The sequence below is a fragment of the Acinetobacter sp. A1-4-2 genome (assembly GCF_040233925.1).
In the GTDB taxonomy this organism is placed as follows: Bacteria; Pseudomonadota; Gammaproteobacteria; order Pseudomonadales; family Moraxellaceae; genus Acinetobacter.
Map to the genome: position 1 here is coordinate 1,135,167 of NZ_CP157981.1, position 15,521 is coordinate 1,150,687.

The 15,521-nt window shown below is 41.7% G+C and carries 16 protein-coding genes; 5 read left to right on the top strand and 11 right to left on the bottom strand.

What is annotated here, in order from left to right:
* The first annotated feature begins 44 nt into the window (after nucleotides 1-44).
* Both ABJ384_RS05565 and ABJ384_RS05570 read left to right on the top strand, forming a co-directional pair.
* Nucleotides 45-524, top strand: a complete 480-nt coding sequence (locus ABJ384_RS05565; protein ID WP_180043515.1) for a hypothetical protein — start codon at nucleotides 45-47, stop codon at nucleotides 522-524.
* 225 nt (nucleotides 525-749) lie between these two features.
* Complete coding sequence (locus ABJ384_RS05570; RefSeq protein ID WP_349929388.1) at nucleotides 750-929, top strand: hypothetical protein; 180 nt, start codon at nucleotides 750-752, stop codon at nucleotides 927-929.
* 133 nt (nucleotides 930-1,062) lie between these two features.
* Here ABJ384_RS05570 and ABJ384_RS05575 read toward each other — a convergent pair whose 3' ends face one another.
* The gene (locus ABJ384_RS05575) at nucleotides 1,063-1,764 is read right to left on the bottom strand and encodes a Crp/Fnr family transcriptional regulator (RefSeq protein WP_349929390.1); all 702 of its coding nucleotides are present in this window, start codon (nucleotides 1,762-1,764) and stop codon (nucleotides 1,063-1,065) included.
* Between the two features lie 101 nt (nucleotides 1,765-1,865).
* On the opposite strand from ABJ384_RS05575, the gene ABJ384_RS05580 reads away from it, so the two are divergent.
* Complete coding sequence (locus ABJ384_RS05580) at nucleotides 1,866-2,399, top strand: Mpo1-like protein (protein WP_349929392.1); 534 nt, start codon at nucleotides 1,866-1,868, stop codon at nucleotides 2,397-2,399.
* A gap of 68 nt (nucleotides 2,400-2,467) precedes the next feature.
* On the opposite strand, the gene ychF is transcribed toward ABJ384_RS05580, so the two are convergent.
* The 8 genes from ychF to ABJ384_RS05620 all read right to left on the bottom strand — a co-directional run bounded on the left by ychF (nucleotide 2,468) and on the right by ABJ384_RS05620 (nucleotide 10,946).
* Complete coding sequence (gene ychF, locus ABJ384_RS05585) at nucleotides 2,468-3,559, bottom strand: redox-regulated ATPase YchF (protein ID WP_349929394.1); 1,092 nt, start codon at nucleotides 3,557-3,559, stop codon at nucleotides 2,468-2,470.
* Between the two features lie 113 nt (nucleotides 3,560-3,672).
* Complete coding sequence (locus ABJ384_RS05590; RefSeq protein ID WP_349929396.1) at nucleotides 3,673-4,332, bottom strand: methionine ABC transporter permease; 660 nt, start codon at nucleotides 4,330-4,332, stop codon at nucleotides 3,673-3,675.
* The gene (locus tag ABJ384_RS05595; RefSeq protein WP_349929398.1) at nucleotides 4,313-5,383 is read right to left on the bottom strand and encodes an ATP-binding cassette domain-containing protein; all 1,071 of its coding nucleotides are present in this window, start codon (nucleotides 5,381-5,383) and stop codon (nucleotides 4,313-4,315) included. The genes ABJ384_RS05590 and ABJ384_RS05595 overlap by 20 nt, the downstream gene beginning before the upstream one ends.
* A 10-nt stretch (nucleotides 5,384-5,393) precedes the next feature.
* Nucleotides 5,394-6,230, bottom strand: a complete 837-nt coding sequence (locus ABJ384_RS05600; protein WP_349929400.1) for a MetQ/NlpA family ABC transporter substrate-binding protein — start codon at nucleotides 6,228-6,230, stop codon at nucleotides 5,394-5,396.
* An 11-nt stretch (nucleotides 6,231-6,241) separates the two neighbouring features.
* Nucleotides 6,242-7,072 (bottom strand): MetQ/NlpA family ABC transporter substrate-binding protein, encoded by an 831-nt coding sequence (locus ABJ384_RS05605; RefSeq protein WP_349929402.1) that lies wholly within the window; start codon nucleotides 7,070-7,072, stop codon nucleotides 6,242-6,244.
* A 15-nt stretch (nucleotides 7,073-7,087) separates the two neighbouring features.
* A complete protein-coding gene (locus ABJ384_RS05610) occupies nucleotides 7,088-8,509 on the bottom strand; it encodes an LLM class flavin-dependent oxidoreductase (protein ID WP_349929404.1) in 1,422 nt (473 codons plus the stop codon).
* Nucleotides 8,509-9,732: an SfnB family sulfur acquisition oxidoreductase gene (locus ABJ384_RS05615; RefSeq protein WP_349929405.1), complete on the bottom strand. Its 1,224-nt coding sequence runs from the start codon at nucleotides 9,730-9,732 to the stop codon at nucleotides 8,509-8,511. The genes ABJ384_RS05610 and ABJ384_RS05615 overlap by 1 nt, the downstream gene beginning before the upstream one ends.
* A gap of 11 nt (nucleotides 9,733-9,743) precedes the next feature.
* On the bottom strand, nucleotides 9,744-10,946 hold the full coding sequence (locus tag ABJ384_RS05620; RefSeq protein ID WP_349929407.1) for an SfnB family sulfur acquisition oxidoreductase: 1,203 nt from the start codon (nucleotides 10,944-10,946) through the stop codon (nucleotides 9,744-9,746).
* Between the two features lie 381 nt (nucleotides 10,947-11,327).
* Between ABJ384_RS05620 and ABJ384_RS05625 the strand changes: the two genes are divergently transcribed.
* On the top strand, nucleotides 11,328-12,092 hold the full coding sequence (locus tag ABJ384_RS05625) for a glutathione S-transferase family protein (protein WP_349929409.1): 765 nt from the start codon (nucleotides 11,328-11,330) through the stop codon (nucleotides 12,090-12,092).
* Between the two features lie 387 nt (nucleotides 12,093-12,479).
* Nucleotides 12,480-12,950, top strand: coding sequence for an Lrp/AsnC family transcriptional regulator (locus tag ABJ384_RS05630; RefSeq protein ID WP_086195053.1), 471 nt, complete (start codon nucleotides 12,480-12,482; stop codon nucleotides 12,948-12,950).
* Nucleotides 12,951-13,043: 93 nt separating this feature from the next.
* Here the strand turns inward: ABJ384_RS05630 and ABJ384_RS05635 are convergent, their stop codons facing one another.
* Entirely contained in the window at nucleotides 13,044-13,793 is a 750-nt protein-coding gene (locus tag ABJ384_RS05635) for a YebC/PmpR family DNA-binding transcriptional regulator (protein ID WP_086195054.1), read from the bottom strand.
* A 112-nt stretch (nucleotides 13,794-13,905) separates the two neighbouring features.
* Entirely contained in the window at nucleotides 13,906-14,469 is a 564-nt protein-coding gene (locus ABJ384_RS05640) for a 1-acyl-sn-glycerol-3-phosphate acyltransferase (protein WP_086195139.1), read from the bottom strand.
* Nucleotides 14,470-15,521: the final 1,052 nt, after the last annotated feature.

Genomic DNA, 15,521 nt, shown 5'->3' on the forward strand with positions numbered 1-15,521 from the left:
ATTCACTAGCATAGTGCCGAATTGTTTATCTAAGCGAGCCTGATATGAGGATGTTGAAGACGCGTGGAATGCTGATTGTTTCTTTATTATGCAGTAGTGTTTTGCTACAGGCTTGTGGAAATGACAGCAAGAATACTGAAAAACCTGAAATTAAGCCGGCACCCAAGCTGACCAATGATGCCACCACTTATGCCAACGAAGCCTGGAAATTCATTAATCAGGTGGATGGTTTGGTCTATGCCAAAAAACTGGATGTATTGGAAGAACAGGTCCGTAAACCTGCACGCAAGCTCAGCACGGATTGGCGCATTAATGTCAAAATGACTGATTCCGTGACTGAAGGTAAATATGCACTCTGTCGTAAAGCCTTGACCAGTCTGGAAATCTGGGCGCGTGAGACGATGGATCAATCCAGCTCAGTGGCCCAGAAGCAGGCCGATTACGAACGTGATAAACAGCAATGTAAAGATGCGATTGAGCATCCACAGCTGGGCAATACCGATCCGAAAAAGGTTGGGGTTTAAAGAAAATAAAAACGGGGCAAAGGCCTCGTTTTTTATGCCTTAAATGTCATGGTGTTTTCTTTTGGTTATAGTTTTAAAGAATGAGTAAGAGAATAAAACGATAATCTGATAAATATATAGAATTATCTTAAAATGATAAAATATGTATAATAATGTGTGTTTTTATGATGAAAAATTCAATTTAATTCAAAATTTATTTAACTTTAATAACGGTTAGGAGTGATAATGATGTTGAATAAAGTGTTTTTATCAATAAGTGTGGTGGTTGTTCTAAGCGCTTTGAGTAGTGTTTCCACAGCTGCAGAGCCGTTACAGGCCATTCAGTCGTCATCGGACAATGAATATGAAGTTGCGCCATGCACCAATGGTTTTGATGATGTCAATGTGTGTCAATTACGTTCATAAGTACAATGTGTAAAATAGATGCATCATCAGGCAAGTTATTCACTTGTCATGCTTGGCCATAAAATGGCTTATCCTGCAACGGTATACATCTCTGAATTATTTTCATGGTTTAAAATTTCATTCATCTTCCGATTTAAATATTGGGAAAGGCATGCGCAATGCGATGCAGTTCCGCTACATCCAAAATTTCAATTTTCTTAAAAGATACGCACAAAATATTTTGCTGTTCCAACGCTTGTAGTTCCTGATTGATGGTCTGTCGGGAGCAGGTCAGCATTTGTGCCAGTTGTTCCTGGGATAAATGAATGACATTCTTTTCAATACTTAAATGATTGCCATAGCCATTTAAAATAAACATCAGGCGTTGTGCCAAACGCTGGCTGAGGCTTTGCGTTTGAATGGAAATCAGTTCCAAAAAAGCAAAGCGCAATTTTTGACTGGTCAGTTGTGCGATGTGATACCAAAAAACCGGATGTTGTTGTAGCAGTGATTGCAGGGCTGTACTCGGTATATGTAAGATCAGGCTTTTTCGAATTGCAATCGCATCATGGGAACGGGGCTGGGCATCCACCAGCGAAATTTCACCAAACCACATAACCGGTTCAACAATTGCAGCTACGGATTCTTTACCTTCAATATCAATATAACCCAGGCGAACGGCACCCTCTAAAACAGCATAGATCCCATTAAATATATCTCCTGAATGGAAGATGCTTTGTTCCTTGTCAAAACGCTGCTGCACAGCACAGTTCACAATAAAATCCTTAAATAGCGCAGGCAATTGTGCAAACCAGATATTCTGCTCTAAATGTTTAATATAAATGGGTTCGAGCATTTTTATTCCTTTTTAATCTGAGTTGTCGGCTAGCTGACAACTTGTCCTGATATTTTTTTATATAGTGAAATGAAAATATAAGTCTAACAAGGAAGACGGTCATGACCAAATTAGAACAATTACTGAGCCAGTATGCCGCATACCATCTGGACCAGAAAAATATTTATACCCATTTTGTGGGTATTCCATTGATTGTATTTTCAATCATGTGTCTGACTGCACGTGCCGGTGTGGTCACTTCAGGTGTCGAGCTGACTTTGGCTTTAGCATTACTACTGGCAAGTACAGTGTATTATCTCAGTCTGGACCGCATCTTTGGCCTGATTATGTTGCTTATCTACGCGCTTGCTTATCCATTTGCTTACAGGATTGCACAGCTGGATATGACTGTCTGGTTAAGCGTGAGCATTGGCATTTTTGTGGTGGGATGGATATTCCAGTTTGTGGGTCATTTTTATGAAAAGAAAAAACCGGCTTTTATGGATGATGTGATTGGTCTGGCGATCGGCCCTTTATTTGTCCTGGCTGAAATGGTGTTTATGTTCGGGTTTCGAAAAGAGCTGGAGCAACGCATGCTGGCAGAAGCACGCAAGCAACGTGCTGTAATGGATGCCAAGACCGTGAATCTGAACTGAAAACAGCTCTAAATAAAAAAGCCAGCATCATGCTGGCTTTTTAAGCTGTTTTGAAACGTCAGAATGGCTTAAACGTTAAAACGGAAGTGCAGCACGTCACCGTCCTGAACCACGTAAGTCTTGCCTTCCAAACGCCATTTACCTGCTTCTTTCGCGCCAGCTTCGCCGTTGTATTGTACGAAGTCATCATAAGCAATACATTCCGCACGGATAAAGCCTTTTTCGAAGTCAGTATGAATCACACCCGCTGCTTGAGGAGCAGTTGCACCGACTTTGACGGTCCAGGCACGAACTTCCTGCACACCCGCAGTAAAGTAAGTTTGTAAGCCAAGCAGGCTGTAACCGGCACGAATCACGATGTTCAGGCCTGGTTCTTCCATGCCCATTGCTTCTAAAAATTCAGCGCGGTCTTCATCTTCAAGCAATGAAATTTCAGCTTCAATCTGGTTGCACAGTGGAACCACAATGGCATTTTCTTCAGCAGCCAATTTTTTAACCGCTTCCAGATGCGGGTTGTTTTCAAAACCATCTTCAGCCACGTTGGCAATATACATGGTTGGTTTTAAAGTCATTAAACCAAAACCACGAACCAGTTTACGCTCATCATCATCAAGGTCGGCTGCACGTGCAGGTTTGCCTTCATCTAGCAAAGGCAAAATTTTGTCTAAAACAGCTTTAGTGGCAACAGCATCTTTGTCTCCACCTTTTGCAGATTTAGCCAAACGCGTAACCGCTTTGGTCACAGTTTCCAGATCAGCCAGTGCAAGTTCGGTATTGATGGTTGCAATATCATCCAGTGGATCAATTTTGCCGTTCACGTGAATGACGTTTTCATCTTCAAAACAGCGAACCACGTGTGCAATGGCATCTGTTTCACGGATGTTGGCGAGGAACTGGTTACCCAAACCTTCACCTTTAGATGCACCGGCAACCAGACCGGCAATATCCACGAATTCCATCGTGGTTGGAAGCACGCGTTGTGGTTTAACGATTTCCGCAAGTTTGTCCATGCGCAGGTCAGGTACAGGCACGATACCGGTGTTTGGTTCGATGGTACAGAACGGGAAATTTTCTGCAGCAATAGCAGCTTTAGTCAATGCATTGAAAAGTGTAGATTTACCAACGTTCGGCAAGCCGACAATACCGCAATTAAAACCCATGAAATGACTCACAACGTGTTATTTAAAAATTGCCGCTGATTTTACATGAAAGCCATGACAAAGTCAGGTCATGGCTGGATGCTTTGTTGAAAACTCATAAAATGGATAGGGATTTAAATTTTACGTTTATCCAGCTGGCTAGAGATGGAATCGCCCGTGGCCTGCACCAGCATGACCAGAATCACCAGCACGACAATCACGGCCAGCATAATCTGCATGTCAAAACGCTGATAACCATATCGGTAGGCAATATCGCCTAAACCACCTGCACCAATGGCACCGGCAATTGCCGATGAGTTGATCATGGTCACCAAAGTCACGGTAAAGCCTGCCACAATCCCGGGCAGCGCTTCAGGTAGCAGCACATGCCAGATAATCTGCTTGCGGTTACAACCAATCGCTTGGGCGGCTTCAATCAAACCCTGATCGACCTCGCGTAAACTGACTTCTGCAATACGGGCAAAGAAAGGTGTGGCTGCCAAGGTTAAAGGCACTACCGCGGCCCAGACCCCATAACTGGTGCCGACAATCCAGCGAGTGAGTGGAATGAGCGCCACCATTAAAATTAAAAACGGTACTGAACGGGTAATGTTGACCACCCAGCCTAAAGCCTGATTGATGCTTTTGGAAGGATAGATGCCATGTTCGGCAGTACTGACTAAAATGACAGCGATAGGCAAGCCAGTAAAAAAGGCCACTAGAGCAGATACTCCCACCATCAATAAGGTGTCAATGGTGCCGCTAAGTAATAAATCAATGAGCTGGTCGTGCATAGCCAATGACCTCAATCTGTGCAATATACTGTTTTAATTTCTGCTGGAGTAGTGTGGTATCTATATGTAGATCGGGGATTGCCACAATAAAACTGCCGACCAGATGGTTCTGGATGCTATCGATATGACTCTGATAGAGATGAACTGGATGATCGAACTGCTCAAAAATTACTTTCAAATCTGGTGAATACTGAACACTAGAGGCATAACGTAGTTTTAAAATGCTATGTGAACTGTCGGCAATAATCTCTGGCGTTAGCGCAAAAGGCAATTCCAGCTGTTCCAGATTCAGCAATTCCTGAGTGATCTGCTGCTGTGGATTAGAAAAGACCGACCAGACTTCACCCGCTTCAACAATTTCACCGTGTTCAATCACCACCACCTGATCGCAAATTTCACGAATGACCTGCATTTCATGAGTAATCAGCACAATGGTGATGCCGAGTTTCTGATTGATTTCCTTGAGCAGAGACAGCACCATAGAAGTACTTTCCGGGTCCAGGGCAGAGGTGGCTTCGTCACACAGCAAAATTTCCGGATGATGCACCAGCGCCCGGGCAATCCCGACGCGCTGCTTTTGTCCGCCGGATAACTGGGACGGATAGTTGTGTGCCTTGTCACTCAAACCGACCAGTTGCAGGACTTCATTGACCCGCGCTTCAATCTCGTGTTTGTTATAGTTGGCGACTTTTAGCGGCAGGGCAACATTTTCCCAAACGGTCTTGGCCGACATTAAATTAAAGTGCTGGAAGATCATGCCAATGCGCTGACGCAACCGAATCAGTTCAGCATGTTTCAGTTCAGCCAGATCCTGCTGGTGAATGTGAATATGTCCTTCACTAATCTGCTCCAGACCATTTAAAGTACGCAGCAATGAAGATTTACCTGCACCACTTTTGCCGATAATGCCAAAAATTTTGCCTTCCGGAATATCCAGGTTGATGTTCTTCAAGGCATGTACCGATTGACCCTGTACTTCATAATATTTGTTCAGGTTTCTGATCTTGATATGGGGAACAGAGAAGTCCACCTGTGAACCAAAACTCACCATTTTATTCTCCTTATTTCCAGCCTTCAAACCACATGCCCGTACCAAAATCCCGGTCTAAAATTGTTTTTACTTTTGCAGAATTCTGGAAAGCTTTGACAAAGGTTTCGAGTTTTTTATCGTGATCGACATAATCTTTTCTGGTCACAAAAAGAATGGCATATTTCTTATCCACCGGATCTAAAAACAAGGCACTGTGAGGATCGGCTTTTTTCGCCATATTTAAATAATGCGGAAAACCAAAAATCAAATCTGCATCGTCATAGGCAAGAGCCGTTTGCGGACCTTCCACTTCTAAAAATTTAAGCTGTTTTGGATTGGCCACAATATCTTGCAGGGTTGACAGCTCATTATGGATATCTTTGATTTGAATTAGGCCTGCACGATGCAGCAAAATCAATGCACGAGCCGAGTTTACAGGATCACTGGGAATCACCACACGTGCATTTTTTGGCAAGGCATCTAAGGATTTATATTGCTTGGAATACAAACCGACATGGCTGCCACTGCCTATGCCGAAAGCATGCAGGTCATAATGGGTTTGTTGAACCGCATTCTTTAAAAACACGCTTTGCTGGAAAAAGTTGGCATCAATATCGCCATTTTGTACGGCAACATTGGGTGCTTGCCAGTCTGAAAACTCTACCAGTTTGACATGAATGCCATCTTTCTCTACTTCTTTTGCAACCGTTTGTAATAGTTCCGCATAAGGTGGACTAATACCAATCGTCAGGACATTATCCTGTTGCTGGTTTTGCACATAACGATAGGTTATTAATCCTGCAATGATGACAACGACAGTGAGGCCAATCAGCAGTTTTTTAAGATTCAGTTTGGAAACTTGAGACATAATTTAAACCCTTATTTCCAGCCCGGGAACCAGAGTTTGGCACCGAAATCTGCATCCAAAGCCTGTTTCACTTTTGGCGAGTTTTGATAGATCTCGACAAATTTTTTCAGCTTGTCATTTTTATCTTGGTAATCCTCACGCACGGCAAACAAGATGGCATAACGGTTATCCTTGTTAGAGTCAAATAACAGCGCCTGTTCAGGATCAGCTGTTTTCGCCAGACGTAAATAGTGCGGATAGCCAAAAGCCAGATCGACCTCATCAATTGCACGCGCGGTTTGCGGACCTTCCACTTCAACAAACTGCAATTTTTTCGGATTGCTTGCGATGTCTTTCAGGCTGGATAAATGATTTTCAGGATTCTTCAGGGTAATCAGTTTTGCCTGTTGCAATAAAAGTAGAGCACGGCCTTGGTTTACAGGGTCGTTTGGAACCACGACCTTCGCGCCATCTTTTAACTCATTAAAGCTTTTGATTTTCTTGGAATACAAACCCACATGCGTGGCTGCACCTTTGGCAAAGGCTTTGATTTTAAAGTCAGTTTCTTTTTTGGCATTGTCTAAAAAGGGTTGATGCTGGAAGAAGTTGGCATCAATATCGCCGTGATTCAGGGTAATGTTGGGGGTATTCCAGTCGGAAAATTCCACCAGTTTGACATTCAGACCTTGCTGTTTGGCCTCGACTGCTGCCACCTGTAAAGGCTTGGCAAATGAAGGACTAATACCAATCACCAGTTCATCAGAAGCTGATTTCTTTTGTTGATTCCAGACCACCAGTCCAATAATGACTGTGGCAATAATCACCCCGATAATGGTCAGTTTGGTTTTTGTTGTTTGTGCCATGTTGCACCTCAAAATTTATGCGGATTGTTTTTGCTTTAAGTTGGAGTTCGAAGTTGAGGCGGAGCTTGGACATCGAAATTGCTGAACTGGGTGTGAGGTCGACAGTCGGTTGCCTTGATTAAACAGTTTGTGTCTTAAACTGCCATGTTCGTAGGCTGTTTTATAACGGCCGCGCTGCTGTAATTCAGGAATCACCAGACGAATAAAGTCATGGTGTGACTCAGGGGCAACGGTGCGGGTCAGGTTAAAGCCATCAATACCGGTTTCATCGATCAGCTGAATCAGTTTTTCAGCTACAGTTGCACCACTCCCGACAATCAGGGGATAACGACCACCTAATACATGCTGAGCTTTTAAATCATTTTTGCTGATGCGCTGTTCTTTAAATTTATTGTTGACTGATGCAATACTGTTGGTCTTCTGGTAAGGGATCGCTTCATCATCGGCAAATTTGGACAGGTCAATGCCGACAGAACTGGAAAAATGGGCCAAACCCGCTTCAGGGCTGGCATAAGAGCGATATTCATCCAGCTTTTGCTGTGCCAGTTCATCAGTTTCCGCAGTGACCACGGTAATGCCGACAAAGATTTTAATATCTTCAGGATGACGTCCTTGATCGGTAGCTTGCTGACGAATCTGATCGACCTGCTTTTTGATTTTTGCAGGCTGATCACCGCCAATAAACATGCCTTCCGCATGCTGGGTGGCAAATGCCATTCCACGCGGTGAAGCACCTGCCTGAAATAATACCGGGGTGCGCTGAATGGAAGGGGAAACTTGAAATACGCCCTGGCTTTGGTAAAATTGACCATCATGCTGAACGGGATGGACTTTGGCAGGATCGGTAAATATCCGGTTTTTCTTGTCTTTTACAACGGCATCATCTTCCCAGGAACCTTCCCAGAATTTATAGCAAAGTTGTACAAACTCTTCGGCCTGCTCATAGCGCAGGTCATGGTCTTTAAGACCTTTTTCACCAATTAATCGCTGTGCGCTGTCCAGATAACCGGTGACAATATTCCAGCCAATACGGCCCTGGGTCAGGTGATCCAGACTGGCAAAACATCGCGCAAACTGATAAGGAGACTCATAACTTAAATTGACGGTAATACCGAACCCTAGGTTTTTCGTCACCGCTGCCATGGCAGACACCAGCGTGCTTGGATCATGACTTGGTAATTGAATCGATTCTTTTAAAGTCAGGTCAATATTGTTTTGATAGACATCATACACCCCGGTAATATCGGCAATAAACAGGCCGTCAAACAGGCCTTGTTCCAGGGTCTGGGCTAAATCTGTCCAGTAGCTCAGCTCATTAAAACGCTGCGATTCATCACGTGGATGGGTCCATAATCCGTGATTGATATGGCCGACACAGTTCATGTCAAAAGCATTTAGCAAGATTTTTTTGGATATGGATTGTGATGCTTTTGTCATTACAATGTCCCCCGACGCGGTGGCAATACGCCATTTAAAATATGATTGGCTATGAAATAATATTTCCAGCGCGAAGCATCATGCAGCGTGTGCACGCGTGCATTGCGCCAGAAGCGGTCCAGACCATCTTCACGCTGGCTGCCACGGCTACCGGCCAGTTCAATCAGTTTGGATGATGCTTTTAAGGCAGTTTCGGTACTGTGTGCACGTACTTTGGCCACATCTAACGATGCTTTGGCGACATTTTCTGCGGTCGGTGCAGGTCTGGCGGCATCAATTGAACGGGCGGCCTGTTTCAGTAACACTTCAGAGGCACGTACATCGGCGATAATCCGTCCCAGTTCGAACTTTGTCAGTGGGTCATCTGTGGCTTGATCTACGCCAGAATCAATCCACGGACGGGCCTGACGCACACGGTTTAAAGTTTCTTCAAAGGCGGCACGGGCAATACCGGTTTCAATAGAGGCATGCAGCAATTGAGCAAACGGACCGGAGATGGTTGGCTCTGAATAGGCAATATCAAACGGCACTACATCTTCAGCCAGCACCTGCACATTATTGAATTTCACTGTACCGCTGCCTGTGGTACGTTGCCCGAAACCACTCCAGTCATCGATTAAAGTCAGACCTTGGCTATCACGCGGCACAAAAGCCAGGAACTGCTGATCCTGTTCATCGACCACCAGTGTTGGAATGCGATGAGCAAATAAACTGCCGGTGCAATAAAACTTTTCGCCATTAATCACATAGCCCTGATCAGTTTTGCGTATCGCGGTTTGGCGTTGTGCAGCGGTTTTGGTTTTAAACTCGGCCAGAGCATTGCCAAAACGGGCACCTTTTAGCACTTCAGCATAGAGTTTCTGTTTTTGCTCTTTGGTGCCGCTATTGCGCAGAATCTCCAATCCATAAAAATGGTTTTGCGGAATCTGGCCAATGGAACCATCTATACCACTCATTAGTGCAATCACTTGCGCTACGGTATAACTGGATACTTCTGCACCGCCATACTGTTTTGGGACGGTAATGGCCCAGAGTCCAGACTGGCTATAGGCTTCGATTTCTTCAAAAGGCAAGATGCGCTCAGCATCGCGCTGAATGGCTCCAGCTTTGAACTGTTGCGCTAGATTGCGTGCAATTTCTAGCGCTTCTGCATCGGACTGAATAACATGTGCATGCGCCAACTGTTCGGGATGAAATGAAATAATGTTTTGATATGAAGTCATGACAAATATCCTTAAATCCAGGCGTGGCGGGCAGGGAGTGTATGATTGAGGTAGTAATCCCCAAGCGCATGTAGCTTCCAGCGCACCGGATCATGCAGGGTATGTACACGCGCATTGCGCCAGTGCTGGTCCAGGTTGTGCTGACTCAGACTGGAACGGCTACCGCCAAGTTCCAGTAATTTTTCAGAAATGTGCAGTGCAGCATCATTGGCATAAATCTTCGCTTCAGCGACTAAAATAGAGGCTTTGGCCGCCTGTTCATCAGTGACTGATTGCAGCTGATCCAGTTCATCCAGATATTCAGCTGCTTCATCAAGCAGCAAAATGGCAGCATCCAATAGCACCGCAGACTTGCCGACTTCCTGCAAGGTATAGTGTTCAAAGCTGGCTTTTTCCACTTGTGCATCGACAATCGGGCGTGCTTTATGCACCGCCGTCACGGTATCAGCAAAGGCCGCTTCAGCAATACCGACATCAATGGCAACTTGTAATAACTGTGAATACGCGCCGCGGTAATTGGGCTGACTGGAAAGCAGGCGTTCATCAAAAATTAGCAGTGGATCAACTTCAACATGCTCAAGTCTGACTGTGCCACTTGAAGTGGTGCGCTGTCCAAAACCATTCCAGTTATCAATCACATTCACGCCTTCAGCCTGAGCATTGACGATAGTCAGTACTACATGACCTTCGGGATGAATAGCTTTAATCGCGAGCCAGTGCGCAAAACTACTGCCCGTTGAATAGAATTTTTCGCCATCGACAAAATAACGCCCATTTTCAAACGTTAATGTAGTCGCCAGGGTTTTGGTATCTTTGGTATTACGTTCCGGTCCACCATTGGACAGGCGTTTACCTTGTAAAATTTCTTGATAAATAAACTGTTTTTGCTGCTCTGTACCCATCATTTGGATCATATTCAGCAGCGCAATCTGATTTTGTGGGATTTGTCCCACACTGGAATCGGCCTTATTCAGAATGCGGAATACATGTGCCAATGTTTTATTGGAAACGAAAGCACCACCAAATTGCTTTGGAATACGAATACCACCTAAGCCTTTCTGGCTGAACAGATCAATTTCAGCAAAAGGTAATAAACGCTGTTGATCACGTTCATTGCGACCTTCCAAAGCAAAATCTGCGACATGATACGCAGCATGAATAGCTTCAAAATCGTTTTCAATTACATGAACATTTTCAGAAATTAAACGAGACATAATGACACCTTAAATCGATATCAGAACGCTACAAGTAATTGAATTCAAAATTAAGCAATTGCTTTTGCAAAGCTTATGAAAAATCCTGTTTAAGATAAAAACTGCTAGATTTTTATTTATTTTGCATATATTAAGTGTTTAAAAAACAACATGATTTGAATTTTTTTAAACATTTATTTTCTGAGGCTGGCGGGTTTATATCAGCTTTAAAGATAATCAAGACAAAAAAATGTATAAAAATAAAAAACGTATGACTGTTAGCACCAAGATGATATTTTGGATAAAAAGCGCATTGTAATTCCCGGATAGGGTGACTAAAGTATCCGACTGAATTAGATGGTTTTGACTTGGCAGAACTAAAAAAATAAAAGCGGAGTTTTTATGCGAATTTTATACCAGTTTCCTTTATCTCATTTTTGTGAAAAAGCGCGCTGGTTGCTCGATCATAAAGAATTGGATTATGTCGCACAAAATTTGGTGCCAGGTGTACATCGTGCTTTTGCACAGCTAAAAACAGGGCAAAATAAATTGCCTATTTTACGTGATCAAGATCTTTGGATTGCCGACTCGACTGAAATAGCTTTATATCTGGATGAAGTATATCCGGAACACTCTTTATTGCGTGCCGATCTACAACAACGTCACTTTGCTTTGGAAATCAATGGGCTTGCCAACGAACTGGGTAGGCATGTACGCCGTTGGGGGCTTGCCCATACCTTGTCGGAAAGTGAAGAATCCTTAGATATTTTAATTGGTGAAAAGGGATATTTACGCCAGTTTGAAAAATATTCCAAACCTCTTATCAAAGCCTTACTTTCCAAAGGCTATCAACTAAATGCAGACAAAGTGGCCGAATCTAAACAGCAGATGGATAATATCATCCAGAATTTAAATGCAAGATTGATAGAGAGTTATGGGCGTTATTTTGTCGGTGAACGTCTTGGCCTTGCTGATATTGCGGTCTGTTCGATGCTTGCACCAATTCTGGAAATTCCCGGGACACCTTGGGAAAAAGAACAGGGCGAAACTTTATCTGAAGAATTTCGACAGTATAAAGAACATTTAATGGCATTACCCTTGGGACAATATGTGCTGCGTATCTATCACACTGAACGGAATGCACGGGTCGATTGGCGTGGAGTTTAAAAGCCAGCGATAAAAATACGCACTCTATAGCGCGTATTATTGCAAATCAAATGACTGTATTTTTTGGTTTTGGTCGAACATCTTCCTTTTAATCTATTTCTATTCAAATATAAAAGATGAGTGATGATCCGGAGCAGGACACTTGACTGGATGAGGGTTAAATTCGATATAAGTCTTTAGTATATAATTAAAATTACCATTGAGTTTTTTTTATTTTTGAGTGGCTCAGGGTACTTTAAGCAGGCATCAAGATCTTTCTTTATGAGCTGGAAAGGCTTATGGAAAATATTTTCATAATCTTAAAATTTTGTGAAAAATAAATAATTGCTATATCACAAAGCTAATGTAATATTTTGCGTAGCTATCGATCATTGAAAAGAGTACAAAATGGAACTAGATCGTTTTGATAAACAGATTCTTGAAATATTGAGTCATGAAGATGTCAATTTGAATGAGCTTTCTGAGCGTATTAACCTCTCAGTGAGTTCGGTTCATCGACGGATCAAGCATCTGATTGAGGCCAATATCATGACCCATTTAAAGCGTGATATTAACTATGCCAAGCTGGGTTTCAGTTTACATGTGCTCTTGCAGGTGTCTTTAAATAAACATGATACGGATACTTTTGCCAAGTTTTTAGAAGAACTGGAAAGTATTCCAGAAGTGATTAAGGCTTTCTTGGTGACCGGGCAATCCGCTGACTTTATTGTTGAAGTGGTGGCTAAAGATATGGAAAATTATAGTGAAATTCTGTTAAAACGCATCGGTAAAATTGAGCATGTGGTTGCATTACATTCCAGTTTTGTGATTAAGGAATACAAGGTATTGAATTGTAGTGGCTTACTGAACCGGGTTTGAAATTATAGTTTAGGTAGCAGTTTTATATAAAAATGCCTTTAAAGCACATAAAAAAACGCACCATCAGGTGCGTTTTTTTATGTGGAAAAAGAATTAATCATCTAATTGAGCTAACACTTCTTCTGTGAATTCAACGTTGGTATAAACGTTTTGAACATCATCCAGATCTTCAAACATATCAATCATTTTTACGATTTTTTTCGCTTGATCGATATCTGAAATTAAGGCTTTAGTTGAAGGGTTCATTACAACTTCAGCATTGTCAGATTTAAGACCGGCAGCGGCTAAAGCATCTTGAACTGTACCAAAACTTTCCGGAGTGGTAATGACCAAGATTTCATCTTCATCAACTTCAATATCTTCAGCACCTGCTTCTAAAGCCACATCCATGATTTGATCTTCTAAAGAAACATCTTCAAAAGTAATCTCACCGCGTTTAGTAAACATATAAGCAACTGAGCCAGCAGTACCTAAGTTACCATCAGTTTTAGAGAAACAGTGACGAACATCAGGCACAGTACGGTTTAAGTTATCAGTCATTGTTTCAATAATAACCGCAACACCTCCTACACCATAACCTTCATAAGTGATTTCTTTTAAATCGGCATTTTCTTCACCGCCAACACCGCGCTGGATTGCACGGTTGATGGTATCACGTGTCATATTTGCGACTAATGCTTTTTCAACGACAGCACGTAAACGTGGGTTAGACGCAACATCACCACCGCCTAAACGGGCAGCTGTAACAATTTCACGAATGAATTTTGTGAATACTTTAGCGCGGCTTGCATCTTGTTTTGCTTTACGATGCTTTGTGTTAGCCCACTTGGAATGACCCGCCATGCGAAATATGCTCCTTGTAGATTGGCCTTATGCCTATCAGATTGTGCAAATTCTACCATAAGCCCTTTTTTCTTAGAAAGAGCTAGATTTTGAGTTTTTAAACAAATAGCAACTAGTTCTTAGGTTCAGGGATCACAATATCCAGTCCAACTTTTTCTCTGTAAAGCTGTTTTAACAAAGCCAGGTCGTGATTAATTTCTGTTGGATAAATCTTGCCTAAAATACCACCTTCTTTGGTTTGCGAATTGGCATACATTAAAACAATAGGCACACCAGCAGCTTTGGCAATATACCAAAAACCTGTACGGATGGGCTTTCTGGATTCACCCGTTTTGGCACGGGTCGCTTCAGGTGCAATCACCAGATTGAATTTTTCATTCTGCTGAAAATGCTCAACCATAAGTGAAACAATATCCTGATTTGCTTTTCGATCAACAGAAATTCCCCCAATAGCTTCTAATAAAGGCTTCATGGGACCTTTAAATAATTCTTTTTTAATCAGGGTATGAATTTTTATATCATAAATCTGGAATAGTGCCAGTGAAAGCACGGCATCCATCATGGATGTATGTTCAAATCCAACAATAACCTGCTTATCTTCAAGTACATCTGGTTCAACATGATATTTCCATCCTGCAAGCTTAAATGCAGATTCACCGATAAATTTTTTTAACATGAATGTAGGGGATATTTGACTATATGAAAGTGGGCTAATTTCTGCCAGTTCTTGTATGTAGTCAAGTGTTAATGAATTAAAAATCACCAAATGGATACGCACTATATGGTGGATGAAATATGTGTATTAATTGCTTTTATATATTAAATTTCAAACATAAAGATATAATATGTATTAATTTATATAAAATAAGACTAAATAGTGACTATTCAGATGAAAAAATACCTATTAGACTTTTGTCGAAGATAAAATTTTTTAAACACAGGGCGCGATGTGGCCTAGGTTTAATGAGGATTGAAAAGAATGATGTATGTTTCGACTTTTCTATTAGCATTTTGTTTGTTTATGCTGGTTGTTGTATGGTCTTTAATCGAAATTCGCATTGAAGAGCAAAAAGAACGCAGTCTTTAGCGGTGATTTGCAGTCGAAGCTGGAAAAATCTTTATAGTTGGATTTAAAAAAATATTTCTTCACAATCTAAATAAAAATTAAAGTAATACTTTTTAGGTATAAGATTTTCATCTTTTTCACATGATTTAAATTTCAAAAAAAATTAAGATTCAATCATGATTCATTTAAAAGGTTGCCTGTGTAGACTGGCAGCTTGATTATTCTCTTTTTAAAGTTTTATATTTTCTCAAATATTGTTCATTTTTCTTAATTTATTAGGGTGAAATATGGATATTGTCATAGCTCGTTTGATTGTTCCAAACACTTGCTATAAAGGCCTTTAGCTATAAAATTTACAATTTGTGCGTAGTAGGGTGAAACTGAGTTTAGGGTAAAAATAATCGCTTTTTAAAATATGCCTAGGAATTGTTGTGTTACTGTGCAAGTAACAGCAAAAATGCTTGTTTTTTGAAAAAATCTTCGTTAGTATTGCCTCGCTTGAACTTGTTGAAATATAACAAATTCAGCTTATCAGGGCCTATAGCTCAGTTGGTTAGAGCAGCGGACTCATAATTCTAATTTCTCCTTCAAAATTCGCAATTCTCTACAATATTTCGCAATATCTCACTTCTATTAAATCGATCAAAACCTTATATATACAA